The sequence below is a fragment of the Streptomyces sp. NBC_01381 genome, assembly GCF_026340305.1.
Taxonomy (GTDB): Bacteria; Actinomycetota; Actinomycetes; order Streptomycetales; family Streptomycetaceae; genus Streptomyces.
In genome coordinates, this window is sequence record NZ_JAPEPI010000002.1 from 100,279 (window position 1) to 126,806 (window position 26,528).

Below are 26,528 nucleotides of genomic sequence, written 5' to 3' on the forward strand. Positions count from 1 at the left end.
GTCAGAGGCGTTAAGAGGTCGATTGTCAGTGGCGTGGTGCACCGTTGGAAACACATCCGGTCCAGACGCGTCCGGACGAGCTGGAGGGGGATCGCTCCATGACCGTTTCCGTCGACGAGACGACGACCGACAACCAGCAGGCAGAGGTGCTGCGGCCGCACGCCGAGCATGCCTTCGCGGCCGAACTCGCCGCGCTGGCCGCGCAGGACGAGCGGCCCCGGCCCGCCCGCTGGCGGCTTTCGCCCTGGGCCGTCGCGATGTATCTGCTCGGAGGCACGCTGCCGGACGGAACGGTCATCACGCCGAAGTACGTGGGCCCGCGCCGCATCGTCGAGGTCGCCGTCAGCACCCTCGCCACCGACCGTGCCCTGCTGCTGCTCGGTGTGCCCGGCACGGCGAAGACCTGGGTGTCCGAGCATCTGGCGGCCGCCGTCAGCGGTGACTCGACGCTGCTCGTGCAGGGCACGGCCGGCACGCCGGAAGAGGCGATCCGCTACGGCTGGAACTACGCGCAACTGCTCGCGCACGGCCCCAGCCGCGATGCGCTCGTGCCCAGCCCCGTCATGCGGGCCATGGCCGACGGCATGACGGCGCGCGTCGAGGAGCTGACCCGCATCCCCGCCGACGTACAGGACTCGCTGATCACGATCCTGTCGGAAAAGACCCTGCCCATACCGGAGTTGGGCCAGGAGGTGCAGGCCGTGCGTGGCTTCAACCTCATCGCCACCGCCAACAACCGCGACCGCGGGGTCAACGACCTGTCGAGCGCGCTGCGCCGCCGCTTCAACACGGTCGTCCTGCCGCTGCCGGAGAGCGCGGACGCGGAGGTCGAGATCGTCTCGCGCCGCGTCGACCAGATCGGGCGCGCGCTCGATCTGCCGGCCGGGCCCGACGGTATCGACGAGATACGCCGCGTCGTCACCGTCTTCCGCGAGCTGCGGGACGGCGTCACGGCCGACGGGCGTACGAAGGTCAAGTCGCCCAGCGGCACGCTCTCGACGGCCGAGGCGATCTCCGTGGTCACCAACGGCCTTGCCCTGGCTGCCCACTTCGGGGACGGCGTGCTGCGGCCCGGAGATGTCGCCGCGGGCATTCTCGGCGCGGTCGTCCGCGACCCGGCGGCGGATCGGGTGATCTGGCAGGAGTACTTGGAGGCGGTGGTCCGTGAGCGTGACGGCTGGAAGGACTTCTACCGCGCGTGCCGCGAGGTGAGTGTGTGACGGATGTCGGCGGGATCCGAGGTGAGAGGCGAGAGGGGGTGCGGACATGAGTGACGAGGCGTGCGGGGGTGTGGAGCCCGGCGGGGGCGTGGAGTTGGGTACGGAGGCTGAGGGCGAGGCGGAGTTGATCAGTGGTGCGGAATCCGGCGAGGCCGCCGTGGCTCGGGGGCGTTCGGGGGAAGGGCCGCTGCTGCTCGGTGTGCGGCACCACGGGCCGGGGTCGGCGCGGGCGGTGCGGGCCGCGCTTCAGGAGGCCGCTCCCCGAGTGGTGCTGATCGAGGGGCCGCCGGAGGCCGACGCGTTGGTGCCGCTCGCGGCGGACGAGGGCATGCGGCCGCCGGTCGCGCTGCTCGCGCATGTGGTGGACGAGCCGGGCCGCTCGGCGTTCTGGCCGCTCGCCGAGTTCTCTCCGGAGTGGGTGGCGATCCGGTGGGCCGCGGGGGCGGGCGTTCCGGTGCGGTTCATGGATCTGCCGGCGGCGCATTCGCTGGCGCGGGAGGAGAGCGCGGCGGATTCGGATGCGGGCGCCGAGGTGGACGCGGTGCGGATCGACCCGCTTTCCGTGCTCGCCGAGACCGCCGGGTACGACGATCCCGAGCGGTGGTGGGAGGACGTCGTGGAGCACCGGGGCACGGGCGGGGACGTGTTCGCGCCGTTCGAGGCGCTCGGCGAGGCCATGGGGGTGCTGCGCGAGGAGTACGGGAGCGGCGGGCACGACCGGGACCTGGTCCGCGAGGCGCATATGCGGATCCAACTCCGGGCGGCACAGCGGGAGTTCGGTGGCGATCGGGTTGCCGTCGTGTGCGGGGCCTGGCATGTGCCCGCGCTGCGGCAGAAGGTGACCCTGGCGGCCGACCGTGCGCTGCTCAAGGGGTTGCCCAAGGTGAAGGTCGACATGACCTGGGTGCCCTGGACGCACCGCCGGCTGGCCCGGGCGAGCGGGTACGGGGCGGGGATCGCGTCGCCCGGCTGGTACGGGCATCTGTTCAGCGTGCCCGACCGGCCTGTCGAGCGCTGGCTGACCAAGGTGGCGCGGCTGCTGCGCGACGAGGACAGGATCGTGTCGTCCGCGCACGTCATCGAGGCGGTGCGGCTCGCGGACACGCTCGCCGTGATGCGGGGGCGTCCGCTGCCGGGGCTGACCGAGACGACGGATGCGGTCCGGTCGGTGCTGTGCGAGGGCTCCGACGTACCGCTCTCCCTCGTGCACGACAAGCTCGTCGTCGGGGACGTCCTCGGGGAGGTGCCCGAATCGGCGCCCGCGGTGCCGTTGCAGCGGGACCTCACGCGGCTGCAGCGGAAGCTGCGGCTCAAGCCGGAGGCGCTGGAGCGGGAGTTGGAGCTCGATCTGCGCAAGGAGACGGACGCGGCACGCAGCAGGCTGCTGCATCGCCTCCGGCTCCTGGGGATCGGCTGGGGCGAGCCGGCGGAGTCGCGGGGGAGCACGGGTACGTTCCGGGAGACCTGGCGGTTGCGGTGGGAGCCGGAGCTTTCCGTGCGGGTGGCGGAGGCGGGGGTGTGGGGGACGACGGTCCTGGCCGCGGCGACCGCGAAGGTCGAGGCCGAGGCGGTGGGGGCGGGGGCGCTGGCCGATGTGACCTCGCTTGCCGAGCGGTGTCTGCTGGCGGAGTTGCCGGATGCGTTGCCCGTGGTGATGCGGGTGCTTGCGGATCGGGCGGCGTTGGATGCGGATGTCGGGAACCTTGCGCAGGCGTTGCCTGCGTTGGTTCGGGCCCTCCGTTATGGGGATGTGCGGGGTACGGGGACGGCTGCGTTGGGCTCTGTGGCTGTGGGGCTTGCTGAGCGGGTGTTTGTGGGGTTGCCCCCTGCGTGTGCGGGGCTTGATGAGGACGCGGCCTTTGTCATGCGGGGGCACGTTGATGCGGTTCACCAGGCGGTGGGCTTGTTGGGGGAGTTGGACCTTGCGCCTGGTTCGTCAGCGCCCGGCAGTGGGGCGTTGTGCCCACCCGTTCCGCCGTGCGGAACGCCTGCCCACAACGCGGGCGGCCCGGCTGGCCGCGGCGAGGGCGGAGCGTCTGCCCACAACGGGGAGGGCGGTGGGTCGACCGTGGCTCCCGACAACGGGGGCGGCCTGGTTGGCCACAGCAGGGGCGGAACGCCTGCCCGCAACGTGAGCGGGGGCGGGCATGGTTTGAAGCTGCGGTGGTGGGGTGTGCTTCGGGTGTTGGGGGAGCGGGAGAGTGTTGTTGGTGTGGTGCGGGGGCGGTGTGTGCGGGTTCTTATGGATTGTGGGGAGTTGGGGGAGGGGGAGGCCGCTCGGTTGATGGGGCTTGCTCTGTCTCGGGGGAATGAGCCCGCTGAGGCCGCTGCCTGGATTGAGGGGTTCGTGGGTGGTGGGTCGGGGGGCGGCATGTTGCTCGTGCACGACGAGCGGTTGCTCGGGCTTGTCGATGAGTGGTTGAGCGGGGTTTCTGACCAGGCGTTCACCGATGTGGTGCCGTTGCTGCGGCGCACGTTCTCCGCCTATGAGCCGGGCGTGCGGCGGACGTTGGGGGAGTTGGTGCGGCGCGGGCCCTCGGCGGGTGGCGGCGGCGCGTCGGCCGGGGACGGGGGCATACCCGGCTTCGGGGGCGATCTTGATGCGGAGCGTGCGGATGCCGTTCTGCCGGTGGTGAGCCTGTTGCTCGGGGTCGGGGTCGATGGCAGTGGCGAGCTTGTGGGGGTGGGCCGATGACGCGGGGAGCGGCAGCAGGAAGCGTGGAGCAGGGCGCGGGCGGGGACCCCGCTGCCGAGCGGTTGCGGCGATGGCGGCTTGTGCTTGGTGGTGAGTCGGCGGACGGTACGGGGTGTGCGCTCGGGGGGCGCGACGTGGCCATGGACGGTGCGCTCACCGCGCTGTACGGCGGTGGGGAGGAGAAGAAGGGCCGGGGGCGGGAGCGTTCGGCGGGGCTCGGGGCGTCCGCGCCGTCCGTGGCGCGCTGGCTCGGGGACATCCGGACGTACTTCCCGTCGTCCGTCGTCCAGGTCATGCAGCGTGACGCCATCGACCGGCTCGGCCTCTCCACGCTGCTCCTGGAGCCGGAGATGCTGGAGGCCGTGGAGGCCGACGTGCACCTGGTGGGGACACTCCTCTCCCTCAACAAGGCCATGCCCGAGACGACCAAGGAGACCGCACGGGCCGTCGTGCGCAAGGTGGTCGAGGACCTGGAGAAGCGGCTCGCCACACGCACCCGCGCCACCGTCACCGGGGCGCTCGACCGCAGCGCCCGCGTCAGCAGGCCGCGCCACCACGACATCGACTGGAACCGCACGATCGCGGCCAACCTCAAGAACTATCTGCCGGATTACCGGACGGTCGTGCCCGAGCGGCTCATCGGGTACGGGCGGGCATCGCAGTCCGTGAAGAAGGAGGTCGTCCTCTGCATCGACCAGTCGGGGTCGATGGCCGCGTCCGTCGTGTACGCCTCGGTGTTCGGCGCCGTGCTCGGGTCGATGCGGTCCATCAGCACCAGGCTCGTCGTCTTCGACACGAATGTGGTCGATCTGACCGATCAGCTCGACGATCCTGTGGATGTTCTGTTCGGTACGCAGCTGGGTGGCGGTACGGACATCAACCGGGCGCTCGCGTACTGCCAGTCGCAGATCACCCGCCCCGCGGACACGGTCGTCGTCCTCATCAGCGACCTCTACGAAGGGGGCATACGCGACGAGATGCTGAAGCGGGTCGCGGCGATGAAGGCGTCCGGAGTGCAGTTCGTGACGCTGCTCGCGCTGTCCGACGAGGGGACCCCCGCGTACGACCGCGAGCACGCGGCGGCGCTCGCGGCGCTCGACGCACCGGCGTTCGCGTGCACCCCGGATCTCTTCCCCGAGGTGATGGCAGCGGCGATCGAAAGGCGCCCTCTTCCCATACCGGACATGAATACGCATCGGTAACAGGGGACTTGCGCGATGGCGGGCGGCCCGTGCGAGGATCGGCGGGCTTCACTCCCGGAGCATCGCGCTCCGTGTCCCGGCCCGCCGATATCCGCGTCCCCGCCCCGCCCAGCAGAGGAACCACCTCATCTTGACCTCCGCAGCAGTCGTTCTGCCCGATGCCGCTGTGCGCATGGTGCGCGCGGTGGCCGGGCGGCGTGCGCTGCAAGTGGTGCTGCTGCTGGCGGGGTTGCTCGCGCTCGGTTTCCTCTGCGGTGAGCGGGCGCAGGCGGCCGATGGGCTGCCGGCTCCGGATCGCGTGGAGTCCGCGCGGTCGGCCGACACGTCCGTGGGCGAGGAGTCGGCGGCTGCGGCGGGGCCTGACGGTTCCGCCGAGCCGGTCCGTGAATCGGCCCGGGCCGCATACACGACGGTGCGCAAAGCTCCCGGTGAGCTCGCTGCCGGCGCCCGTGCCGGTGTCGATGCCGCCGAGCCCGTTGTCCGTGGCGTACACGATGTCGCCGTGAACGGGGTCGTGCGTCCGGTCGTCGACGAGGTCACCGGACTTCTCGCCGGCGCCCCGGAGCGAGTGCTGCCGGACATGCCCGAGTTTCCGCGGCCCGGCACCGGTCTCGGTGACGGCGAGGATGCCGACGGCGGTACCGGGGCCGATGCGCCGGACAGCGCCGCCGATTCGCGTGGCGGCCAGAGCGAGGCGAGTGCACGGGCGCACGAGGGGCGGAAGTCCCATGCGGCGAAGGCCGGGTCCTCGTACGGCAGCGGCGATGCGTACTCCGTCGGTCGGCTGACGTGCGGTGACGGTTCCTGGGGCGGCGACGTCTCGGGAAGCGCGCTCCGCGACGGGCACGAGCAGCTTCCCGCGCCCGGTGGTCCGGTGCGGACGCTGGGCGGTCCTTCGGCCGGTGACGGAAGTTCGACGCGGCACGGTGACCCGGGTGCCGCGTCGGGCGAAAGCCGTGCGCCGGTGCGGCTCCTTGCCGACGCCGGGGCCTCTCAGGTCGCCGCGTCCCTCCGCGACAGACACCGGGACATTCCCGAATTCCCTGGCTAGGGCAGCCCTTTCCCCGCGATGACCTGCCGCGCGGGGGCGGAACAGGTCTGCCCGCCGGTCCCCGGATGGTTCCGAACATCCCCTGACCGGATCCACAGCCAGAGTTCGAATTCGAAGGATCTGACGCAAGCATGAACAAGAACATCCGCCGTTCCATCGTCATAGCCGCCGGTGTCACGGGTGCCTGGGCGCTCGGTTCCACCGTCGCCAGCGCGGACGAGCTGCCGCAGCACTCCATCGCCCTGCCGGACCAGGCGTCCGACGCGGTCGAGGACGTCACCGTCGACGACGTCTCGGTCGACGACGTCAAGGGCGACGCCGCCGAGGCCAAGGCGAAGGCCGGGGCCAAGGCCAAGTCGACCGTCGCGGACGCGAAGTCCACCGTCGCCGACGTGCGCGCCGCCGCCCCCAAGGCAGACCTCCCCCACGTCGACGCCCCCGACGCCGGCACCCCGGACGTCCGCACCCCCGACGCCGGCACCCCCGAGGACTCCGTCGACTACCTCTTCGGCCCGCTCTCCGCCTTCGCCCCGGAGCTGGAGAACACAACCGCCACGGCCACCACGACGGCCGCCGCGGCCACCACCACCGCCACCCCGATCGTCGACGAGACGGCCACGGCCGTGCTGCCGCCCGTCGCCGCCACCGCCGCCGCAGGCGTCGTGCCGGTCGCGGGCCAGGCGGTCAACGACGTCACGTACCTGGCGCAGGGCGTCGTCGGCGATGTCCAGCCGTTCGCCGGTGGGGTCGTCGGCGAGGTCGGGCCCTTCGCGCAGGGTGTCGTCGCCGATGACGTGCAGCCCTTCGCGGGCGGTGTCGTCGGCTCGGTCTCGCCGCTCGTGCAGACCGTCACCGACCAGGTGCGGCCCGTCGTCCAGGGCGTCGGCGGCAGCGCCGACCAGCTGGCGTACGGCGTGACGGGCGACGTGGCGCCGTTCGCCGGTGACGTCGTCGGCCAGGTCTCGCCGTTCGCGCAGGACCTGACCGGCACCGTCGCCCCCGACGCGCAGGCGCTCGCCGGCAACGCCGTCACCGGCGTCCAGGGCGTGACCGACGCGGTCGCCCCGAGCTACCTGCCGACGTACGAAGAGGCGTACAACGCGACGTACAACACCACCCAGGGCGCGACGTCCGGCATCTGAGTCACAGAGCCGCGAGGACCTGATCGCGGAAGCGACAGCCGTACGGCGGTATCCGTGCCACCACTGGCCTTACCCGTCGTACCAGCCGTAACAGGCGCAAACGGGCGGCCCCTGGATCCACAGGGGCCGCTCACCTCCGCGTTCGGGCGGTTGTGAGGGCGAGGCGAGGGCGGGATCTGTGACAGTCATCACCGCCCAAATGTGATCCGCGATTTAGGGACCCGCCTCCCTCGGCGATAACCTGCGAGACGGACATGCCGCGTACCGGACTCCGTCCTACGCCTCCCTTGTGACAGCGCAGTCACGTTGCCCTCCGCGGCACGCCCACGCAGACAGCTGACACCAAAGCAGCGAGATCGCAGCGAGATCACGGAAAAGGGACGGACGCGCGTGGACCTGTTCGAGTACCAGGCGAGGGACCTCTTCGCCAAGCACGGTGTACCGGTGCTGGCCGGTGAAGTCATCGACACGCCTGAGGCGGCGCGCGAGGCCACCGAGAAGCTGGGCGGCAAGTCGGTCGTCAAGGCGCAGGTGAAGGTCGGTGGCCGCGGCAAGGCCGGCGGCGTGAAGCTGGCGGCGAACCCGGACGAGGCCGTCGCTCGCGCGACGGACATCCTCGGCATGGACATCAAGGGCCACACGGTCCACAAGGTGATGATCGCCGAGCTCTCCCCGGAGATCGAGGCGGAGTACTACGTCTCGTACCTCCTCGACCGCACCAACCGCACCTTCCTCGCCATGGCGTCGGTGCAGGGCGGCATGGACATCGAGGAGGTCGCGGAGAAGACCCCCGAGGCCCTCGCGAAGGTCCCGGTCAACGCCGTCGACGGCGTTGACATCGAGAAGGCCCGCGAGATCGTGGCCCAGGCGAAGTTCCCGGCCGATGTGGCCGAGGGTGTCGCCGAGGCCATGGTGACCCTGTGGGACACCTTCGTCGCCGAGGACGCGCTCCTCGTCGAGGTCAACCCGCTGGTGAAGACCAAGGACGGCCGCATCCTGGCCCTGGACGGCAAGGTCTCGCTCGACGAGAACGCCGACTTCCGCCAGCCCGACCACGAGGCTCTTGAGGACAAGGACGCAGCCAACCCGCTCGAGGCTGCTGCCAAGGCCAAGAACCTCAACTACGTCAAGCTCGACGGCGAGGTCGGCATCATCGGCAACGGCGCGGGTCTCGTCATGAGCACCCTCGACGTCGTCGCGTACGCCGGTGAGGCGCACAACAACGTCAAGCCGGCCAACTTCCTCGACATCGGCGGCGGCGCTTCGGCCGAGGTCATGGCGAACGGCCTGGAGATCATCCTCGGCGACCCGGACGTCAAGTCCGTGTTCGTCAACGTCTTCGGCGGCATCACCGCGTGCGACGAGGTCGCCAACGGCATCGTCCAGGCGCTCGAGCTGCTCAAGTCCAAGGGCGAGGAAGTCACCAAGCCGCTGGTCGTGCGCCTCGACGGCAACAACGCGGAGCTGGGTCGCAAGATCCTGAGCGACGCCAACCACCCGCTCGTGCAGCGTGTGGACACCATGGACGGCGCGGCCGACAAGGCCGCCGAGCTCGCGGCCGCGAAGTAAGGGACGAGGGACAGAACAGCCATGGCTATCTTCCTCAACAAGGACAGCAAGGTCATCGTCCAGGGCATGACCGGTGCCACGGGCATGAAGCACACCAAGCTCATGCTGGGTGACGGCACGAACATCGTCGGCGGCGTGAACCCGCGCAAGGCCGGCACCAAGGTCGACTTCGACGGCACCGAGGTACCGGTCTTCGGCACGGTCAAGGAGGCCATGGAGGCCACGGGCGCCAACGTGTCCGTCCTCTTCGTGCCGCCGGCCTTCTCCAAGGCCGCCGTCGTCGAGGCGATCGACGCCGAGATCCCCCTCGCGGTCGTCATCACCGAGGGCATCGCCGTCCACGACTCCGCCGCCTTCTGGGCGTACGCGAAGTCGAAGGGCAACAAGACCCGCATCATCGGCCCGAACTGCCCCGGTCTCATCACCCCGGGCCAGTCGAACGCCGGCATCATCCCGGGCGACATCACGAAGCCGGGCCGCATCGGCCTGGTCTCGAAGTCCGGCACGCTGACGTACCAGATGATGTACGAGCTCCGTGACATCGGCTTCTCGTCGGCCGTCGGCATCGGTGGCGACCCGGTCATCGGTACGACGCACATCGACGCCCTCGAGGCGTTCGAGGCCGACCCCGACACCGACCTGATCGTCATGATCGGCGAGATCGGCGGCGACGCCGAGGAGCGTGCGGCGGACTACATCAAGGCCAACGTGACGAAGCCGGTCGTCGGCTACGTCGCGGGCTTCACCGCCCCCGAGGGCAAGACCATGGGCCACGCCGGCGCCATCGTCTCCGGCTCTTCTGGCACCGCACAGGCCAAGAAGGAGGCCCTTGAGGCCGCCGGGGTCAAGGTCGGCAAGACGCCGACCGAGACGGCCAAGCTTGCGCGGGCGATTCTGGCCGGCTGAAGCTTGACCTGAGCTGTTGAAGGTGGGCCCGCATCTCTTTTGAGGTGCGGGCCCACCTTTGTCTGCGGGTTCGTTGTGGCTTGTCGCGCAGTTCCCCGCGCCCCTAAAGGGGCGCCTATTTCGCCCGCGGCATCAGGCGTTCCGGGCCGGTCGACAAGCCCTCGCGGAGCTTCTTGTGGAGGGACTGCTCCTCGTACGACAACGGGCCCGGGCCCATTCTCGGCGGGACTCCGTTGATGGCCTTGCCCGGGGACTGCGGGGGCTCGTAGTGGGTGGGGGCCGTGCGCAGGGTCAGGGCCGTCGCGCCGATGATCAGGGCCGTGAAGGCGATCGCGGCGCGGGTCCAGAGGCGGGCGCGGTGTTCGCTTCCGGTGCGTACCCGGTCCGCCTTCGGGGGCTGCAGCTTCTCTGCCTTGCAGAGTTCGCTCAGACGCCGGTGCAGGGCGTCCGGGGTCGCCGCGAGCTCCGGGATCTTCTCGGTGATCGTCTCGTGCGCGCGCAGCAGCCGGTTGGCCGCCGCGGGCGTGCTCGCCTCCGTCTCGGCCGCCGTCTCCGGCAGGTCGAGGCCCACGCCGTCGTAGAGCAGCAGGGTGCGCCGCTGTGCGGGCGGCAGGCTCATCAGTACGTCGAGGAACGCGCGGTCGGCCGGTTCGGCGGGCGGGGCTTCCGGATGCCGGTGGGTGGGGCGCAGGCGGTGCCAGGGCGACATGGCGTACTCGTACGCCGCCGCGCGGACCCAGCTCGCGGGGTCGCGGTCGACCGCCACCTCGGGCCAGCGCTGCCAGGCGAGCTGGAAGGCGCGTTCCACGGATTCCTGGGCGAGGGTGCGGCGGCCGGTGAGGAGGTAGGTCTGGCGGACCAGGACGGGGGCGCAGGTCGCGCAGAGGGCGTCGAAGGCTTCCGCGGGGGTGAGGGTCTTGGCGGGCGGGGGTTCTGGCGTGGCTACCGCCACTGCGCGGGGTGTCGGCCTGCCGTTGCTCTTGGCGGTGCTCGGCAGGGTGCGTTGTGCCCGCCCGTTCCGCCGTGCGACAGAGGCGGCCGGCTGTTGCTCCGCTGCGAACGTCGCCAGGAGTTTCGCGTAGATGTCGCGTCTGCGGCCGCGTGGGGTGGTGCGGCCCGATTCCCAGGAGCGGACGGTTTCCTTGGTGACGCCCACCTTTGCCGCGATCTCCGCCTGGCTCAGGGACTTTGCCTCGCGCAGTCGCCGACATTCCTTGGGGGACGGCAACGGGGTAGCAGGGCTCTGGGTCATGTCGGACTCTCCGCGCCGGGGGCCGTGTGCCGTCGTGCGGCGGGCAGCCGGGCGCAGCTGATTCGCCGTACGAAAAAGTACATAAACGTATCTTGAGCGACACATCGGGTATTCGCCTGTTACGGGGATAAAGCGCGTGTCGTTGGGAGCATGGCGGCGTGACTCAAATCACCCACCTCAGCTCTTCGTTGCCGCCCCTGAAGCCGCTGTTGGAGCGGGCGCGCGACCGCTCACCCGGACTGGCGACCTGCCTGTTCGGCGGGGCGGTCGCGGCCGGGCTCGGGCTCGGTTCGTTCGCCGTCCTGGTGATGGTGCTGTGGATCAGCTCGCCGTATCCGGACAGCGGGCCCGGCGGGGCGCTGCACGTCGCGGCCGCGGTGTGGCTGATCGCCCACGGCACGGAGCTGATCAGGACGGACACGCTCTCCGGGGTGCCCGCGCCGGTCGGCGTGACCCCGCTGCTCCTGGTGGCGCTTCCGGGCTGGCTCGTGCACCGGGCGGCGCGGGACGCGGCGGATCCGGAGGGGCGGGCGATGGCGGTGCGGACCGCGTGGTGCGGGGTGGTCGGCGGCTATCTGCTGGTGGGTGCGGCGGCGACGCTGTACGCCGCAGGGGGTGAGCTGCGGCCGTCGTGGGTGAGCGCGGCCGTGCAGGTGCCGCTGGTGGCGGCGGTCGCGGGGGCGGTGGGCGTGTGGACGGCGCACGGGCGGCCGCGGCAGCCGCTGCCGGGCCTGGCGACGCGTGCCCTGGGCGCTCTTCCCGAAGGGGTACGTCCCTTCTTCGTACGCCGATATCTGCTGGCCGTCACGCGGGCCGCGGCGGCGGGGGCGCTGGTGCTCGTCGGCGGTGGCGCGCTGCTCGTGGCGGTGTCGCTCGTGCTGCACGGGGGGCTGGTCCGGGAGGCGTTCGCGACGGTCACGGACGTGTGGTCGGGGCGGTTCGCGGTGCTGCTTCTCGCGGTGGCGCTGGCGCCGAACGCGGCGGTGTGGGGTGCGGCGTACGGGCTCGGGCCGGGCTTCGCGCTGGGTACGGGGAGCGTGGCGGGGCCGCTCGCCGTGGGTGCGGGGCCGCTGCTGCCGGCGTTTCCGCTGCTGGCGGCGGTGCCGGGGGAAGGGCCTGGGTCGCCGCTGACCTGGGCGGCGGGGGTGGTGCCGGTGGTGGCGGGCTGCGCGGTCGCGTGGTTCACGGTGCGGGAGGCGGCGCCTGCGTACGGGGAGCGGGACGAGGCGTGGTCGCGACGGTGGACGGCGCTGGTCGCGGGGGCGGCGGCGGTGCTGTGCGGGGTGGCCGTGGCGGTGCTTGCCGCGCTGGCGGGTGGGCCGATGGGGGTGGCCGTTCTCGCGGAGTTCGGGCCGGTGTGGTGGCAGGCGGGGGGTGCGGCGGTGGCCTGGACCGTGGGGATCGGGGTGCCGGGGGCGTTGGTCGTGCGGGCGTGGAGGCTGCGGGTTGCTCTGCGGTGGCTTCGCTTGCCCCGCGTGCGGTTGCCTCGTCGCCGGGTCGCTCCTGCACCGGAGGTTGCCGCTCCGCGGCCCGCGGAGTTCGAGCCGTACGACTTCCTGCCGGGCGGCGGCGACTGGCACGGGGACGTCGCCCGCGAGGCCCGCTGGACCGCGCTGCGGGAGGCGGGGGAGGGCTCTCCCCCTCCCCTCTGAACCATCGACACCCGGCGGCAAGGGCTGTGCCCACCCGTTCCGCCCTGCGGAACGCCTGCCCACAGCGGGGGCGGGGGTGGGTGGCCGCCGGGAGGGCCGTTCCTGAGCTCGCCCGCACACGGCGGGGGGCGGGTGCGGGGGCGGGTGGCCGAGAGGACCGCCTCTGAGCCCGCCCGCCCACAGCGGGGGCGGGTGCGGGGGCGGGGCGGGGGTGGGCGCCGCCGGGTAATCGGGCCCTGCGCTGCGGGGTGATCGGGTGGGTGGGCGGGAAAAAAGGGCGACCGCCGAGGGGGATCAGTCCCGGTCCGCGAGCAACGGCCGCAGCTCCTCCGGCAGGAGATCCTCGCAGGACTGCTTCGACGTGGTCGTCAGCGCGTCGTTCACGCACGTGTAGTAGTCCCGGTACACCAGCTGCGCGGCAAACGTCGCCGCCACCATCGCCAGCGCGAGCGAAGCCGTCACCAGGCCACTGATCGCCGCGGTCGTCTGCGGCTTCGTGCTCGAGGCGTCGGCCGCAGGCCCCTGCTTGGCGGGAGCGGGGGCGGGAGCCGGAGCCGTCGGGTCCGGAGCCTTCGGCTTCGCCCGCAGCGAGCTGATGCCCCAGTGCAGCGCCAACGCGCCGAGGAGCAGTGCGACGTACCGCCAGCCGAAGAGCGCGAAGAAGAAGGCCCACATGCCGGAGAGCAGGGCGTAACGCGCGCGGCGCTGGGCCGGGTCGGTCGGGTCCCAGCGCATACCGGAGCCGGAGCCGCCAGAACCCGAGCCGGAAGGACCGTCGGGGCCGGACCCTTGCTGGCCGGGCCGCTCGCCGAAGCCGCCCTGGGAGCGGCCGGGCTGCCGGTCGCTCCACTGGCTGCCCCAGGGGGAGTTGCCCTGGTCGGGAGAGTCGCCGCCGTTGCCGGGGCGCGGGCGCCACGGCTGGTCGGGGGTGCCCTCGGGCGGCGGCGCGAAGGGGTTGTCGTCCTTCTTGTCGCCGGAGGAGCCCGACGACCCCGACGACCCCGAAGAGTCCGAAGAGTCCGAAGAGCCGGAGTCCTGGGAGTCCTGCGGCGGGGACGACGGGCGGCCGTCGCGCAGCAGCGTCGAGCCGCGCTCCCCTCCGTGCGTCAACCCGAACGCGAAGGACAGCGGGAGGCGGAGGCTACGGTCCGGCATCAGGTGTGCGTCTTCCCCTTGGTCGAGCGAGCTGTGTACGAGCTTCGGTAGCGGCATGGCGCCGTGGAGCAGACGCTACCTTCCGGCCGCGCCCCCGTCCCGTGAGGGGCGCCTCCGTGTGCCGGTATCGTTGCTGACGGTCGGCCGCTTCGTAGAGTTCCCCGTATCGCGGGGCACGAAGCCTTTGTATGACCGTACAAAGCTGCCGTACAGAGCCGCCGTACAAGACGCACCTCCCGAGAAAGGGCCCCGCTGTGGCCAAGAGCCCTGTGGCCAAGCGCCTCGTCGTGCTGGTCTCCGGATCAGGCACGAATCTGCAGGCTCTGCTCGACAAGATCGCGACGGACGGGACGACGGGCTACGGAGCCGAGATCGTCGCCGTCGGCGCGGACCGCGAGGGCATCGCGGGTCTTGAGCGGGCCGAGCGGGCCGGGATCCCCACCTTCGTGTGCCGGGTCAAGGACCACGCGGACCGCGCCGCGTGGGACGCGGCGCTCGCCGAGGCCACGGCCGCGTTCGAGCCCGACCTGGTCGTGTCGGCCGGGTTCATGAAGATCGTGGGGAAGGAATTCCTCGCACGGTTCGGCGGCCGGTTCGTGAACACGCACCCCGCCCTGCTGCCCAGCTTCCCCGGGGCCCACGGTGTGCGCGACGCGCTCGCGTACGGCGCGAAGGTCACGGGATGCACCGTCCACTTCGTCGACGACGGCGTCGACACCGGCCCGATCATCGCCCAGGGCGTGGTCCCGGTCGGGGATGAGGACGACGAGAGCGCTCTGCACGAGCGCATCAAGGAAGTCGAGCGAAGGCTGCTCGTCGATGTCGTGGGGCGTCTGGCCCGCAACGGCTACCGCATTGAGGGACGAAAGGTACTTATCCCGTGACCGCCGAAGGTACGCACGGTTCGCAGCGCCCGATCAAGCGCGCGCTCATCAGCGTCTATGACAAGACCGGGCTCGAGGAGCTCGCGCGCGGGCTGCACGAGGGCGGCGTCGAGCTCGTCTCGACCGGTTCGACCGCCGCGAAGATCGCCGCCGCCGGGGTGCCCGTCACCAAGGTCGAGGAGCTGACAGGGTTCCCCGAGTGCCTGGACGGCCGGGTCAAGACGCTGCACCCGCGCGTGCACGCCGGGATCCTCGCCGACCTGCGCCTGGAGGACCACCAGCGGCAGCTCGCCGACCTCGGCATCGAGCCGTTCCAGCTGGTCGTCGTGAACCTCTACCCCTTCAAGGCGACCGTGGCGTCGGGCGCGACGCCCGACGAGTGCGTCGAGCAGATCGACATCGGCGGCCCGTCGATGGTCCGCGCCGCCGCCAAGAACCACCCCTCGGTGTCGGTCATCACGAGCCCTTCCCGGTACGCCGACGTGCTCGCCGCGGTCCGTGACGGCGGTTTCGACCTGACCGCGCGCAAGCGCCTGGCAGCCGAGGCGTTCCGGCACACCGCCGAGTACGACCTCGCGGTCGCCTCCTGGTTCGCGGACGACTACGCCGCCGACGGCTCGGCCTTCCCCGATTTCCTCGGCAGCGCCTACGGCCGCAAGAACGTCCTGCGCTACGGCGAGAACCCGCACCAGAACGCGGCCCTCTACGTCGACGGCAATGGCGGCCTCGCCGAAGCCGAGCAGCTGCACGGCAAGGAGATGTCGTACAACAACTACACGGACACGGACGCCGCGCGCCGTGCCGCGTACGACCACGCCGACCCCTGCGTCGCGATCATCAAGCACGCCAACCCGTGCGGCATCGCGATCGGCGGGAACGTCGCCGAGGCGCACCGCAAGGCGCACGCCTGTGACCCGCTCTCCGCGTTCGGCGGTGTGATCGCCGTGAACCGTCCGGTCACCAAGGAGATGGCCGAGCAGGTCGCCGAGATCTTCACCGAGGTCATCGTCGCGCCCGAGTACGAGGACGGCGCGCTCGAAGCCCTCACCAAGAAGAAGAACATCCGCGTCCTGCGCGCCCACCGGGCGCCGTCCAACGCGGTCGAGGTCAAGCAGATCGACGGCGGCGCGCTGCTCCAGGTCACCGACCGGCTGCAGGCCGACGGCGACAACCCGGCCAACTGGACGCTGGCCACGGGCGATGCCCTGAACCCGGGCGAGCTCGCCGAGCTTGAGTTCGCCTGGAAGGCGTCCCGCGCGGTGAAGTCCAACGCGATCCTGCTCGCCAAGGACGGCGCATCGGTCGGCGTCGGCATGGGCCAGGTCAACCGCGTCGACTCCGCGAAGCTTGCCGTCGAGCGGGCGGGCGCCGAGCGCGCGCACGGCGCGTACGCCGCGTCCGACGCGTTCTTCCCGTTCCCCGACGGCCTGGAGATCCTCACCGAGGCGGGCGTCAAGGCCGTGGTCCAGCCCGGCGGTTCGGTCCGCGACGAGCTGGTCATCGAGGCCGCGCGGAAGGCCGGAGTGACCATGTACTTCACGGGTACGCGGCACTTCTTCCACTGAGCCGCCGCTGGGCGCCCGTTCGACGGTTCGGCGAACGGGCGCCGCGCTCCTGACAGTTGTGAGGTACCGGCTCTTCTCGATTCCGCAGATGCTGAACAAGCACCGAACGGGGGCGGGCTCGACCGCCCGAGATGCGGAACGAGGAGAGTTCATGAGCAAGGCACGGATGGCTCTGATCAGCGCGGCGGCCGTGGGCGCGACCGCGTTCGCGGGGCCGGCGGCGTTTGCCGCGGACACCGGCACCACCAGCGCGCGGAGCGGCAGTTCGGCTGCGGCTGCCTGCGCGAACCAGCGGCCCGTCACGAGCAGTGTGGGCAAGCTGTACTGGAAGGTCTGCACGAAGACCGTGGGCGGCAACAAGTACAAGAAGGTGTACGGCACCCTCAAGGACACCCGGGCGAACGGCAAGCCCGTCTACGGGAAGATCCTCTTCAAGCCGAGCAACCACTCGCACACGTACAAGACCTACGGCACCAAGAACTTCGACACCGGTTGGCACAAGGCCACCAAGACCTACGCGAAGGTCTGGGGCGCGCGCTGAGCCGGAGTCCGATGACGCGTTGAGGAGCGGCCCCGCCCGGTCATGCGCACCGGGCGGGGCCTTCTCCGTCTTACGCCGCAGCCACTCTGCGCAGCAGGCTCCGGGCGTCGTGCCGGGCGCGCAGCTCGTGGGTAGGAGCCAGGCAGTCGGTGATGATCTCCCGCCAGGCGGCCGGGAGCCGGGGTGACAGGCGCAGCGGTTCGCTGCCGCGCGCGTAGCCGACCGTGGCTTTCAGCGTCGCCGACGGGGTGCCGCCGGGGAACGGAGAGGCGCCGGTCAGTGCCAGATGGGCCAGCATGCCGAACGCCCAGATGTCCGTGGTGGTACGGATCGGATGTCCTCGCTCGGTGCACTCCGCCCAGATGAGCTCGGGTGGTGTGAACCGTGTGGTGCGGAAGGCGGGCGCGTAGGCGTACGAACCCTCCAGCTGCGCCGCGAGGTTGAAGTCGGCGAGCCGCGCCGTGCCGTCCGGCATCAGCAGGACGTTTCCGGGTTTGAGATCGCCGTGCACCCAGCCCGCCCCGTGCAGCTGGGCCAGACCCTCACAGATGTGAGTGAGCAACTCTCCTGATACGGGCTCCTGTTGCCGCTCAAGGACCACATCGAGCGAATGCGCCGCCCGTTCAAGGGCCAGCACCGTGGCGCCGTCGAGGTGGGGATGCGCCGCATCCGTCACCGTCAGCGAGTCGTACATCCTGATGAGCCGCGGCCCGCGCACGGCGCGCAGCAGCTGCACCTCGCGCTGGACGAGCTCCCGCAGCGAGCTCCGCCGACGCGGTGAACTGGCGCCGGTGGGAAGAAACTTGAGCGCCACCGGGCGAGGGAACAGTGGGTCCTCCGGTACCCGCCGCCCCGCGTACACACGGGCGAACGCGCCCGCGGAGATCCGCGCACCGACCTCCCACGCGCCGATCCGGTAGCCGACCGGCACAGAGGTCACCGGCCCGGCTCCACGGAGAGCAGGGCACGGTCGGGCTCAGGGCGGAGCAGGTCGAGGTCGTCCTCGTACACGAGATCGAAGCGTAGGGCGAGCGCGGCCAGGGTCTCCTTCTTGCTGTGGTGCCGACCGCCGCTCTCGGCCGCCTCCGGGGCCGGTTTGAGGCGCAGCTTCACCGCCAGGTAGTCGATGTTCCACTGCAGCGCCGTGCGGTTGACGGTGGGCCAGACCGGCCGTAATCGGGTGAGCAGCTGCCGGCTGGTGGGCAGCGGTGCGTAGGGTTCGCCGCGCAGCCGTGGCTCGCACAGGGCGGCGAGCGCGAGGAAGTAGCGCTTGGAGCGGTCGAGGGGGAAGGCCGGCGCGGTGGTGTCCTGATCCGGGCACTCGCCCTGCCCGTCCGAGTGGTAGCTGTGCCGCGGGGCCCAAACGTCGAAGCTGATCAGCTCCTCCGCGGCAGGCAGGACGACCCGGGCGAACTCGAAGGGGACGGGTGCCTCGGTCCGTCCCGGCGCGACCTTGATGTGCTCGCCCGCGCCTTCCGGGTTCTCCACGACGTAGGTCTGGTGGCGGCTCAGATTGGTCAGGGACCAGTACTCCCCGCTCGCGGTCACCACGCCCGCGTTGCGGGAAACGCCGTCGTGCGGAAGGGCCAGCCAGCGTCCGTCGTGCGGGGACGGACGCTGGGGGGTCCGGCCCTGGGCAGCCTGTTCGCCCCGCCCGAAGCCGAGGCACTCGCCGGGTGCGAGCCGGATCTGTGGACCCGGTGGTACGACGATGATGCTGAACATGGTCATTCTTCCCCCGTTTCATGCGGCGCGCCGTCGCCGTTCTCGGACGGCCGTCCGACGCCCACAGAACGATGACCGAGGGGAGCGCGGCAGGCCATGGTGTTGCGGCTCAGTGCAAAGGCCGAGTCCGTCGGGGGAGAACCAGATGCTGCGCGGGGCGACGCGAGGTCGGGGCGACGCGAGGTCGGGGCGACGCGAGGTCGGGGCGACGCGAGGTCGGGGCGACGCGAGGTCGGCGTGGCGCGAGGTCGGCGTGGCGCGACAACCCACGGGCCGTGCCCCCCCTCGTGAGGGTGACACGGCCCGTGAGTGTGCGTGCTGTGCGCGGTCGCCGCTCGCTTCAGTAGCGGGGGCGGGCGAACCAGGCGGTGCCGCTGGGCACGACCGGCGCGATCGTGATGATGACGGCGAACGTCACCCAGATCAGCGGGCCGATGATCGCGGTCGCGAACCCGGAGTCGAGGCCGACGAAGAGGCCGATCAGACCGACGATGCCGCCGAGCGCGCCATAGATGACCGTGGTGATACGGACGCCCTGGCCGCCGCGGCTGAACTTCACGCCGAGCGTGATCGAGAGCGTCGCGAGCGCGGCGGCGATCAGCGCGCCGATGATGGCGATACCGGCGACCGCGTCACCTGCCTCACCCATGCCGGTGAGGCCCAGGTCCTCGCCGCTGTCGCCGGCGTCGCTCGCGATCGCACCCACGTAGAGGTAGATGATCGCGAAGATGATCTGCACCGCGGAGATCAGGAACAGGAATACGCGGGCCGTCACGAGGAGCCCCGGCATCGTCTGCGGCATCATGTTCCCGCCCGGGTAACCGGGGTAGGCCGGCTGCTGCGGGTAGCCGTAGCCCTGCTGCGGCGGGACGCCCGGAGGGGCCTGCTGGGGATAGCCGTATCCGGGAGCGGCCGGGGGCTGCTGGGGCGGCTGCCCGTAAGGGTTGTTCGGGTCGCCGTAACTCATGGCGGTCTTCCTCCGTCGGGTAGTGCGGGGACGACGCGGCACATCACGGAGGAAGTTCTACAGATGCGGTCCGTCCCCCCGACACTGCCCGCGGCACTGTGCCGCATATCGTTCTTTAGCCCGGGCTTATTTGTCCAGCCGCATTCCGTATGTGTTGTGCAAGTGCAACAGAGCTGGTCAGGTCTCGGGACACAGCTGGGACACAGGCGGGGCGCGGGGGAGCCCTGATTGGTACCGGGCGGGCCTCATCCGGGAAGATGGGGTCATGACCGCCCAGATTCTCGATGGCAAGGCCACCGCAGCTGCGATCAAGTCCGAACTGGCCGTCCGCGTGGCGGCCCTCAAGGAGAAGGGCATCACCCCCGGACTCGGCACCGTCCTGGTCGGTGACGACCCGGGCAGCCAGAAGTACGTCGCGGGCAAGCACCGCGACTGCGCGCAGGTCGGCATCGCCTCCATCCAGCGCGAACTGCCCGCCACCGCGACGCAGGACGAGATCGAGGCCGTCGTCCGCGACCTCAACGAGGACCCCGCCTGCACCGGCTACATCGTGCAGCTCCCGCTGCCCAAGGGCATCGACGAGAACCGCATCCTCGAGCTGATGGATCCGGCCAAGGACGCCGACGGCCTGCACCCGATGAACCTCGGCCGCCTCGTCCTCAACGAGCCGGCCCCGCTGCCCTGCACGCCGAACGGCGTGATCACGCTGCTCCGTCAGCACGGCGTGGAGATCAACGGCGCGGAGGTCGTGGTCGTCGGCCGCGGCGTGACGATCGGCCGCTCGATGCCGCTGCTGCTCACCCGCCGCTCCGAGAACGCGACGGTGACGCAGTGCCACACCGGCACGCGCGACCTGGCGTACCACCTCAAGAAGGCCGACATCATCGTGGCCGCCGCGGGCGTCCCGCACCTGATCAAGGCCGAGGACGTGAAGCCGGGCGTCGCGGTCTTGGACGTCGGCGTCTCGCGCGACGAGACCGGCAAGATCGTCGGCGATGTGCACCCGGACGTCTACGAGGTCGCCGGGTGGATCTCGCCGAACCCGGGCGGTGTCGGCCCGATGACGCGTGCCCAACTGCTCGTCAACGTCGTCGAGGCGGCCGAGCGCGCTGCCGCTGCCGCGAGCTGACCGGGAAGAGGGCGAGCCCATGAGCGTAGGCGCGAAGGGCGGGAACGGAGCGGCGGCGTCGTCGCCCGGGCCGGACGACTCTGATGAGAGCGGGGCCGCGGCGTCCGAACCGCAGGCTGCCGAGTCCGAGCCGAGGGACGGGGCGTCCGAGCCGCAGACCGAGCCGCAGACCGAGGGGGAGACCGCTGCGGGTCAGGCCGAGGGACACGTCGCCGCCGGTGCCGGCGGGCAGGTCAAGCGGACCTCGCGGCGCTTCCCGCTCTTCACCCGCGACACCGCGCGGCCCGAGGGCGGCGGCCGTGCCGCGAGCGGTGACGCGCCCGCGCCCGCCCGCCAGTGGCCGCTGCTCGTGGTGATAGCGACGGTGGCGATCGGGCTGCTGCTCACCGCACTCGACGTGTTCCGCGTCGGCACGATACTGATCGGCGTCGCGTTGATCGCGGGTGCCGTGCTGCGCTGGGCGCTGCCCGACGTCGGCATGCTGGCGGTGCGTTCGCGCTTCACGGACATGGTGACGTACGGCGTGCTTGGCGTCGCCATCGTGCTGCTCGCGCTGATGGCACAGCCGCGGCCGTGGCTGGAGATCCCGTTCCTCAGCGACACGCTGCACCGCACGATCACCACCTGAGGCGCGACAGGCGCGACAGGCACGACAGGCACCGCGCGCGAGCACACACGGCGGCCCGCACTCTCCCCCCCCATGAGTGCGGGCCGCCGTGTCATCCCGTCCGGGAAACTACCGGCGGCGCGGCGGCCCCGTCGTCCCGTCACGGGTTGACGTTCGGCCGCACCCGGCGCGGTAGCCCGCCGGTTCCTGCAACTTCCGCTGTACCGCGGAAGTTTGACGTTCGGCCGCCCGCCCCGGCGCTACGCTGCGGCGATGCGGATCCGCCCTCTCGTCGCCGACGTGGCGATCGCGGCCGCCCTGACGACGGTCGCCGTACTGCTCGGGCAGGAGTCGCCGCGCCAGGGGTGGCCCGAACTCGACGCGCCCGGCCATGCGTTGGTCGTCCTCGCCAATGTCCCCGTGGTGTTCCGGAGCAGGGCGCCGCTCGCAGTGCTGCTCCTCGTCCACGGGGTGTGGATCGGTTATGTCGCCGCCGGCTACTGGCCCGTGGTGAACACCTTCGCGCCCATGCTCACCGTCTACACGGTCGCCTCCCTGCGGCCCGACCGCGTCTCCGTGCCCTGCGCCGCGCTGATGAGCGCCGTCTGGATCTACGCGGGCCTGGTGAGCGACGGCGCGTCGATGGCGTCCGTCGTCGGGCAGGCCGTCGGATTCGCGCTCGTGCTGTGGCGGTTCGGACATGTGGCGCGCAGGTCCGCCGAACTGGCCCGCCAGTTGAAGCGCGAGCAGGACGAGCGCGCACGGCGCGAGGTCGCGGAGGAACGCGGGCGCATCGCAAGGGAGTTGCACGACGTCGTGGCCCATCACATGTCGGTGATATCCGTGCAGGCGGGCCTCGCGAAGTTCGTCTTCGCCTCCGACCCGGCCACCGCGCACGCCGCGCTCTCCACCATCTCAGGCACCAGCGGCGAGGCACTGGAGGAGCTGCGCCGGATGCTGCGGGTGCTGCGGGCGCAGGAGGACGGCGACGAACCGCCCGACGCGCCGATGCCGGGGCTTGCGCGGCTCGGCGAGATGGTCGAGCGGGTGCGGGCCGGGGGAGTCGCCGTCGAGCTGCGCATCGAGGGGACGCCGCGGCAGCTGGCGCCTGGCGTCGAACTCTGCGCGTACCGCGTGGTCCAGGAGGCGCTCACCAACGTACTGAAACACGCTCAGGGCGCCGCGGCGGTCGTCGAACTCCGTTATGAGCGGCACCACGTGACGGTTTCGGTCACGGACGACGGGGAGGGGGTGATTCTGGACAGAGTGGGCGGGGGGAGCGGCCACGGCTTGATTGGGATGCGGGAGCGGGCCAAGCTCTACGGCGGGACGATCAGCATCGGCCCGCTGAGCGAGGGAGGGTTCGCCGTGCGGCTTACCCTGCCGACCTCCGCGCAGGCCGCACCGCAGGGGGACGGCGCGACTTAAATGACCAGGGTTCTCGTCGTCGACGACCAGTTCCTCATCCGGGCGGGCCTTGTGGGGCTGCTGCGTGCCGCGCCGGGCGTCGACGTCGTCGGCGAGGCCGGCGACGGCGCCGAGGCGGTCGAGCTCGCCGCGACGACCCGGCCCGATGTGATCCTGATGGACATCCGCATGCCTGGCATGAGCGGCATCGTGGCCACCGAGAAGATCCTCGCCGAGGCGCCCGAACCGGCCCCGCGCGTCCTGGTGTTGACCACCTTCGACCTCGACGAGTACGTGTACGGGGCGCTGCGCGCGGGAGCCTCCGGCTTTCTGCTCAAGGACTCGGGGCCCGAGCGGCTGCTCGCCGCGGTGGCCGCGGTCGGCGGCGGCGACGCGCTGTTCGCGCCCAGTGTCACCTGCCGCCTCGTCGAGGCGTTCGCCCGGCAGGCCGGTGCCGACGGTGCGTCGCCCCAACCTCCGGCGGATCTGGAGGCCTTGACGTTGCGCGAGGTCGAGGTCCTGAAGCTGATCGCGCGCGGCCTGTCCAACGCGGACATCGCCGACCGCCTCTACATCAGCGAGGCCACCGTCAAGACCCACCTCAACCGCACGATGAGCAAACTCGACCTCGACAGCAGGGCGCAGGCCGTGGTGGTGGCGTACGAGACGGGGCTCGTCACGCCCGGCGACGCCCGCTGACCCCGGACGCGTGAAGCGGCGCCCGTCCTCTCCCCCGATGAGGACGGGCGCCGCTGTGGTGGTGTGGGACCGCGCTGCCGTGGTCAGCGGCAGTTGACCCACTTGTTGGAGAGGATCTTCAGCTTGTGGTTGGCGTTGCCCTTCTCGCCGCGGGGCTGCGTGCCGATGTACTTCGTGTAGTTCTTGCCCGCGTAGAGGGCCACGTCGCACTTGCGGCCGTTGTTGTAGCCGGACCAGGAGCCGCCCGCGAACACGGCGAACCTGGACAGGTCCTTGTTGTTGTACTGGACCTTCTGCATCCGCCCGGTGAAGTTCTTCCCGGACCAGACGCACAGCCAGCCCTTGGGACAGTCCGACGCCCCCTTCGCCTCGACGCCGGCCGGAGCCGCGCCGCCCCCTGTGCTCGCCATCGCCACGCCGCTCGCCGAGCCGCCCATGAGGGCGAGCGAGGCGATGCCGATGCCGACGGTCCTGCGCGTTGCCGTGATGTTCATGTCTTCCCCCGAAGAATTCACGGTGATGTGGAGGGCGGCGCGGGGTGGACCGCGCCGCCCGTTGTGCCCTGATGACGATGCGGGATGGCGGGTGCGGACCGCCAGATCCACCGGTGCGATCAGGCACGCGCGGGACGTCCCGGGCGCTGACCTGCGGGTCCCTGGTGCGTGGGACGGCTTGCGCGGGACGGCCGAGACCGGCCGGATTCGGCAGGACGCCGGAACTGCCGCCGGGCGTTCGGGCATCCTCTCCTTCAGGGACTGAAGGACATGGGGTGGAACATGTCTCGATGGAAGGAGCTGCCCGACTCGCTTGACCCGCGGGTGCGGCAGTTCGTCGTAAGGCTGCGCAGGCTCAAGGACCACAGCGGTCTGGGGCTCGCGGCGTTGGCATCCCGGACGGGGTACAGCCGTTCGTCCTGGGACAGGTATCTCAACGGCAGGTCACTGCCTCCCGCGGAGGCGGTCGAGGCGCTCGCGCGGGCCTGCGACACCGAACCGGCGCCGCTCCTCGCGCTGCGTGAAGTGGCCGCGGAGGGCTGGGACGTAGAGGTGGATGTGGACACGGGCGCGGGCGCCCCGGTGGGAGAGACGGCCCCGGCCGTGCGCCGCCCGGTGCCCTGGCTCGCGATCGTGCTGTCGAGCGTGTGCACGGCGCTGGTGATGCTCGCCGTGTTCGCGCTGCTCGCGCCCTGGGAGAAGGAGAGCGACGACAAGGGGGAGGACAGGCCGTTCACGGGTGAAGCCCACCCGGAATTCGGCGAGTTCGAGTACAAGCCGGGCAAGACCTATGAGTGCGAGGTGCGGCGCGACGACAACGGCCTGCTGTACGCGGGCTACAGCCGCACGCGCACGGAACTGATCGAGCGGTTGTCCACCCGGTGGTCCGTGGTGGAGGCGCAGTGCCTCCTGGAGCACCGCGAGGCATCGCCCGGAGTCGCCGACGGCGCGTTCGGCAACAACACCGAGCGCGCGGTGAAGCGGATCCAGGACAAGGCGAACATCGCGGTCGACGGCAAGATCGGCCCCGACACATGGAAGGTGCTGCGCAAGTGACCAGGCAGGAACCGCCGTCGGAGTGTGTACGTCTCGCCGAGGCGCTCCGCGAACTGCGGGCGGCCGCGGGGCTGAGCCTGGCCGCGCTCGCGGCGAAGACGCCGTACAGCAAGTCGTCGTGGGAGCGCTACCTCAACGGCAAGACGCTGCCGCCCCGGCAGGCCGTCGAGGAGCTGTGCGTCCTCGCGGGGGAGCGGCAGGACCGGCCGCTCGCCCTGTGGGGCCTCGCGGAGTCCGCGTGGAGCGGCCGCGCGGGCGTGGGCGGGGCGGGGTCCACCGGAGCGCGGCGCGAGGAGCCGCGTGACGTGGCCGACACGCCCACGCCGGAGGCCGCCGGTGAGCCGGGCCCCGCCGAGCGCGGGCGCTGGCGGTCCACCGGGTTCCTCGCCGGGGCGCTCGGCGGTCTCGCCGCCGTCGCGGCAGGGGTGCTCCTGGTCGTCTGGGGCTTCGGCGGCGGTGGCACGGACGCGGAGGGCGCGCCGACCACCGCCGACTCGGGCCCCGCACCCGGCTGTTCGGGCGACTCCTGCACCGGCAAGGACGCGGAGGCCACCCGCTGCTCCGGCGCGGCGAACCCGCCCGGCACGCTGGCCGAGCACCGCTTCGGCGGCGGCACGGTCGTCAAGGTGCGGCGCTCCGTGGAGTGCGGGGCGGTCTGGGCCCGGATCGACCGGGGGCGGGTGGGTGACCGGGTCGAGATCGTCGCGCCGGGCATCGGCACCCAGCAGACCGAGGTGCGGGACCGGTTCGACGAGGAGGGTTCGCTGCCGACGCCGATGGCCGCCGCGCGGCGTGACGAGCTGGCGGATGTGCGGGGCTGCCTGGTGCGGGACGGTGAGCGGCAGTGCTTCGGCGCCGGCGGGAAGACCGGGGAGGCAGGGAAGTAGCCCATCGGGAAACGCCCGGAAAACCCGGAAAACAAGACGGCGCCCGTCCTCTCCCCCGTGGGAGGACGGGCGCCGCCGGTCTGTGGGGGCCGCTTTCAACGAGTTCCAGCGTCATGCCCGCGCCAATTCCGTTCAAGGGATGCCTTGCCCCTGTGGCACGGAGGTGACCATTCCGCAACGGTGTGCGAAGCCCGCAACAGGTGCCGACCGGGTGCGGAGGGAACCACTTCGGGCCGTCCGACCGTCATGTGGGCAAACTGGGCACATGCTGGGGGTGAAGCATGAGTGCTGCCTGGCGGCCGCTGCCGGAGGGACTTCCCCCGGAAGTGCGGCACTTCGTGGAACAGCTGCGGCTGCTCAAGGACCGCACCGGCCTGAGCCTGGTCGCGCTCGGCAAGGAGACCGCGTACAGCAAATCCTCCTGGCAGCGCTACCTCAACGCACAGCAGCCACCGCCCCGCCGGGCGGTCACGGCGCTGTGCGAGGTGGCGAAGGAGGACAGCGAACGAGTCTGCGCACGCTGGGAGTTGGCGGTGCGCGTGTGGCCGCGGGGCGCGGCGGGGGGCACGGATTCAGCCCCGCGCGTCGTGCTGAGCAAGGAGGGCAAGCGCGCGAAGCCGCGCAAGCGCCCCGCGTGGACGTGGCGTTCCATCGCCGGTCTCACCGCGTTCCTCATCCTCATGGTGCTGCTGGAAGGCCTGCTGAGGAATCTCATGAGCTAGG

Annotated in this window: 24 protein-coding genes; 18 read left to right on the top strand and 6 right to left on the bottom strand. The window is 71.4% G+C overall.

The features are described from left to right. Nucleotides 1-98: 98 nt before the first annotated feature. The 7 genes from OG453_RS22170 to sucD all read left to right on the top strand — a co-directional run bounded on the left by OG453_RS22170 (nt 99) and on the right by sucD (nt 9,785). Nucleotides 99-1,220: an AAA family ATPase gene (locus OG453_RS22170; RefSeq protein WP_266870108.1), complete on the top strand. Its 1,122-nt coding sequence runs from the start codon at nt 99-101 to the stop codon at nt 1,218-1,220. A 46-nt stretch (nt 1,221-1,266) separates the two neighbouring features. Continuing rightward, the gene (locus OG453_RS22175; RefSeq protein WP_266870110.1) at nt 1,267-3,915 is read left to right on the top strand and encodes a DUF5682 family protein; all 2,649 of its coding nucleotides are present in this window, start codon (nt 1,267-1,269) and stop codon (nt 3,913-3,915) included. Next, nucleotides 3,912-5,117, top strand: coding sequence for a VWA domain-containing protein (locus tag OG453_RS22180; protein WP_266870112.1), 1,206 nt, complete (start codon nt 3,912-3,914; stop codon nt 5,115-5,117). The genes OG453_RS22175 and OG453_RS22180 overlap by 4 nt, the downstream gene beginning before the upstream one ends. 130 nt (nt 5,118-5,247) lie before the next feature. Then, entirely contained in the window at nt 5,248-6,168 is a 921-nt protein-coding gene (locus tag OG453_RS22185) for a hypothetical protein (protein ID WP_266870114.1), read from the top strand. A 131-nt stretch (nt 6,169-6,299) separates the two neighbouring features. Then, on the top strand, nt 6,300-7,310 hold the full coding sequence (locus OG453_RS22190; protein ID WP_266870116.1) for a hypothetical protein: 1,011 nt from the start codon (nt 6,300-6,302) through the stop codon (nt 7,308-7,310). A 390-nt stretch (nt 7,311-7,700) separates the two neighbouring features. Further along, on the top strand, nt 7,701-8,879 hold the full coding sequence (sucC, locus tag OG453_RS22195; protein WP_266870118.1) for an ADP-forming succinate--CoA ligase subunit beta: 1,179 nt from the start codon (nt 7,701-7,703) through the stop codon (nt 8,877-8,879). Between the two features lie 21 nt (nt 8,880-8,900). Continuing rightward, nucleotides 8,901-9,785, top strand: coding sequence for a succinate--CoA ligase subunit alpha (gene sucD, locus OG453_RS22200; protein WP_030779547.1), 885 nt, complete (start codon nt 8,901-8,903; stop codon nt 9,783-9,785). Nucleotides 9,786-9,900: 115 nt separating this feature from the next. Here the strand turns inward: sucD and OG453_RS22205 are convergent, their stop codons facing one another. Then, nucleotides 9,901-11,037, bottom strand: coding sequence for a helix-turn-helix domain-containing protein (locus tag OG453_RS22205; protein WP_266870120.1), 1,137 nt, complete (start codon nt 11,035-11,037; stop codon nt 9,901-9,903). A 158-nt stretch (nt 11,038-11,195) separates the two neighbouring features. On the opposite strand from OG453_RS22205, the gene OG453_RS22210 reads away from it, so the two are divergent. After that, complete coding sequence (locus OG453_RS22210; protein WP_266870121.1) at nt 11,196-12,689, top strand: DUF6350 family protein; 1,494 nt, start codon at nt 11,196-11,198, stop codon at nt 12,687-12,689. 294 nt (nt 12,690-12,983) lie between these two features. On the opposite strand, the gene OG453_RS22215 is transcribed toward OG453_RS22210, so the two are convergent. Beyond that, on the bottom strand, nt 12,984-13,844 hold the full coding sequence (locus OG453_RS22215) for a hypothetical protein (protein ID WP_266870122.1): 861 nt from the start codon (nt 13,842-13,844) through the stop codon (nt 12,984-12,986). A 254-nt stretch (nt 13,845-14,098) separates the two neighbouring features. Between OG453_RS22215 and purN the strand changes: the two genes are divergently transcribed. The 3 genes from purN to OG453_RS22230 all read left to right on the top strand — a co-directional run bounded on the left by purN (nt 14,099) and on the right by OG453_RS22230 (nt 16,834). Beyond that, a complete protein-coding gene (gene purN, locus OG453_RS22220; RefSeq protein WP_266870124.1) occupies nt 14,099-14,728 on the top strand; it encodes a phosphoribosylglycinamide formyltransferase in 630 nt (209 codons plus the stop codon). Beyond that, a complete protein-coding gene (gene purH / locus OG453_RS22225; RefSeq protein WP_266870126.1) occupies nt 14,725-16,293 on the top strand; it encodes a bifunctional phosphoribosylaminoimidazolecarboxamide formyltransferase/IMP cyclohydrolase in 1,569 nt (522 codons plus the stop codon). The genes purN and purH overlap by 4 nt, the downstream gene beginning before the upstream one ends. 151 nt (nt 16,294-16,444) lie before the next feature. Next, entirely contained in the window at nt 16,445-16,834 is a 390-nt protein-coding gene (locus OG453_RS22230; RefSeq protein WP_266870128.1) for a hypothetical protein, read from the top strand. Between the two features lie 70 nt (nt 16,835-16,904). On the opposite strand, the gene OG453_RS22235 is transcribed toward OG453_RS22230, so the two are convergent. The 3 genes from OG453_RS22235 to OG453_RS22245 all read right to left on the bottom strand — a co-directional run bounded on the left by OG453_RS22235 (nt 16,905) and on the right by OG453_RS22245 (nt 19,526). Next, nucleotides 16,905-17,774, bottom strand: a complete 870-nt coding sequence (locus OG453_RS22235; RefSeq protein ID WP_323178658.1) for a protein kinase — start codon at nt 17,772-17,774, stop codon at nt 16,905-16,907. Next, entirely contained in the window at nt 17,771-18,559 is a 789-nt protein-coding gene (locus OG453_RS22240) for an FHA domain-containing protein (RefSeq protein WP_266873083.1), read from the bottom strand. Before OG453_RS22240 ends, OG453_RS22235 begins: the two co-directional genes overlap by 4 nt. A gap of 340 nt (nt 18,560-18,899) precedes the next feature. Continuing rightward, on the bottom strand, nt 18,900-19,526 hold the full coding sequence (locus OG453_RS22245) for a hypothetical protein (protein WP_266870130.1): 627 nt from the start codon (nt 19,524-19,526) through the stop codon (nt 18,900-18,902). 265 nt (nt 19,527-19,791) lie between these two features. Here OG453_RS22245 and OG453_RS22250 point away from each other — a divergent pair, with 265 nt between their 5' ends. From OG453_RS22250 to OG453_RS22265, 4 genes are all read left to right on the top strand, one after another. After that, nucleotides 19,792-20,655, top strand: coding sequence for a bifunctional methylenetetrahydrofolate dehydrogenase/methenyltetrahydrofolate cyclohydrolase (locus OG453_RS22250; protein ID WP_266870132.1), 864 nt, complete (start codon nt 19,792-19,794; stop codon nt 20,653-20,655). Between the two features lie 19 nt (nt 20,656-20,674). Beyond that, the gene (locus tag OG453_RS22255) at nt 20,675-21,283 is read left to right on the top strand and encodes a DUF3017 domain-containing protein (RefSeq protein ID WP_266870133.1); all 609 of its coding nucleotides are present in this window, start codon (nt 20,675-20,677) and stop codon (nt 21,281-21,283) included. 252 nt (nt 21,284-21,535) lie between these two features. Continuing rightward, the gene (locus OG453_RS22260) at nt 21,536-22,690 is read left to right on the top strand and encodes a sensor histidine kinase (protein WP_266870134.1); all 1,155 of its coding nucleotides are present in this window, start codon (nt 21,536-21,538) and stop codon (nt 22,688-22,690) included. Continuing rightward, nucleotides 22,691-23,368, top strand: coding sequence for a response regulator transcription factor (locus tag OG453_RS22265; protein WP_266870136.1), 678 nt, complete (start codon nt 22,691-22,693; stop codon nt 23,366-23,368). Between the two features lie 83 nt (nt 23,369-23,451). On the opposite strand, the gene OG453_RS22270 is transcribed toward OG453_RS22265, so the two are convergent. Next, nucleotides 23,452-23,862, bottom strand: coding sequence for a peptidase inhibitor family I36 protein (locus OG453_RS22270; RefSeq protein ID WP_266870137.1), 411 nt, complete (start codon nt 23,860-23,862; stop codon nt 23,452-23,454). A gap of 282 nt (nt 23,863-24,144) precedes the next feature. On the opposite strand from OG453_RS22270, the gene OG453_RS22275 reads away from it, so the two are divergent. The 3 genes from OG453_RS22275 to OG453_RS22285 all read left to right on the top strand — a co-directional run bounded on the left by OG453_RS22275 (nt 24,145) and on the right by OG453_RS22285 (nt 26,527). Beyond that, nucleotides 24,145-24,918: a helix-turn-helix domain-containing protein gene (locus OG453_RS22275; RefSeq protein ID WP_266870138.1), complete on the top strand. Its 774-nt coding sequence runs from the start codon at nt 24,145-24,147 to the stop codon at nt 24,916-24,918. Next, nucleotides 24,915-25,805 (top strand): helix-turn-helix domain-containing protein, encoded by an 891-nt coding sequence (locus OG453_RS22280; RefSeq protein WP_266870140.1) that lies wholly within the window; start codon nt 24,915-24,917, stop codon nt 25,803-25,805. The genes OG453_RS22275 and OG453_RS22280 overlap by 4 nt, the downstream gene beginning before the upstream one ends. A 281-nt stretch (nt 25,806-26,086) precedes the next feature. Continuing rightward, a complete protein-coding gene (locus tag OG453_RS22285; RefSeq protein WP_266870142.1) occupies nt 26,087-26,527 on the top strand; it encodes a helix-turn-helix transcriptional regulator in 441 nt (146 codons plus the stop codon). The last annotated feature ends 1 nt before the right edge of the window (nt 26,528 follow it).

Coding starts and splice junctions, on each gene's coding strand:
- OG453_RS22170 (WP_266870108.1), top strand. CDS start 99: ATGACCGTTTCCGTCGACGAGACGACGACCGACAACCAGCAGGCAGAG.
- OG453_RS22175 (WP_266870110.1), top strand. CDS start 1,267: ATGAGTGACGAGGCGTGCGGGGGTGTGGAGCCCGGCGGGGGCGTGGAG.
- OG453_RS22180 (WP_266870112.1), top strand. CDS start 3,912: ATGACGCGGGGAGCGGCAGCAGGAAGCGTGGAGCAGGGCGCGGGCGGG.
- OG453_RS22190 (WP_266870116.1), top strand. CDS start 6,300: ATGAACAAGAACATCCGCCGTTCCATCGTCATAGCCGCCGGTGTCACG.
- sucD (WP_030779547.1), top strand. CDS start 8,901: ATGGCTATCTTCCTCAACAAGGACAGCAAGGTCATCGTCCAGGGCATG.
- OG453_RS22205 (WP_266870120.1), bottom strand. CDS start 11,037: ATGACCCAGAGCCCTGCTACCCCGTTGCCGTCCCCCAAGGAATGTCGG.
- OG453_RS22215 (WP_266870122.1), bottom strand. CDS start 13,844: ATGCCGGACCGTAGCCTCCGCCTCCCGCTGTCCTTCGCGTTCGGGTTG.
- OG453_RS22230 (WP_266870128.1), top strand. CDS start 16,445: ATGAGCAAGGCACGGATGGCTCTGATCAGCGCGGCGGCCGTGGGCGCG.
- OG453_RS22240 (WP_266873083.1), bottom strand. CDS start 18,559: ATGTTCAGCATCATCGTCGTACCACCGGGTCCACAGATCCGGCTCGCA.
- OG453_RS22245 (WP_266870130.1), bottom strand. CDS start 19,526: ATGAGTTACGGCGACCCGAACAACCCTTACGGGCAGCCGCCCCAGCAG.
- OG453_RS22250 (WP_266870132.1), top strand. CDS start 19,792: ATGACCGCCCAGATTCTCGATGGCAAGGCCACCGCAGCTGCGATCAAG.
- OG453_RS22255 (WP_266870133.1), top strand. CDS start 20,675: ATGAGCGTAGGCGCGAAGGGCGGGAACGGAGCGGCGGCGTCGTCGCCC.
- OG453_RS22260 (WP_266870134.1), top strand. CDS start 21,536: ATGCGGATCCGCCCTCTCGTCGCCGACGTGGCGATCGCGGCCGCCCTG.
- OG453_RS22265 (WP_266870136.1), top strand. CDS start 22,691: ATGACCAGGGTTCTCGTCGTCGACGACCAGTTCCTCATCCGGGCGGGC.
- OG453_RS22270 (WP_266870137.1), bottom strand. CDS start 23,862: ATGAACATCACGGCAACGCGCAGGACCGTCGGCATCGGCATCGCCTCG.
- OG453_RS22275 (WP_266870138.1), top strand. CDS start 24,145: ATGTCTCGATGGAAGGAGCTGCCCGACTCGCTTGACCCGCGGGTGCGG.
- OG453_RS22285 (WP_266870142.1), top strand. CDS start 26,087: ATGAGTGCTGCCTGGCGGCCGCTGCCGGAGGGACTTCCCCCGGAAGTG.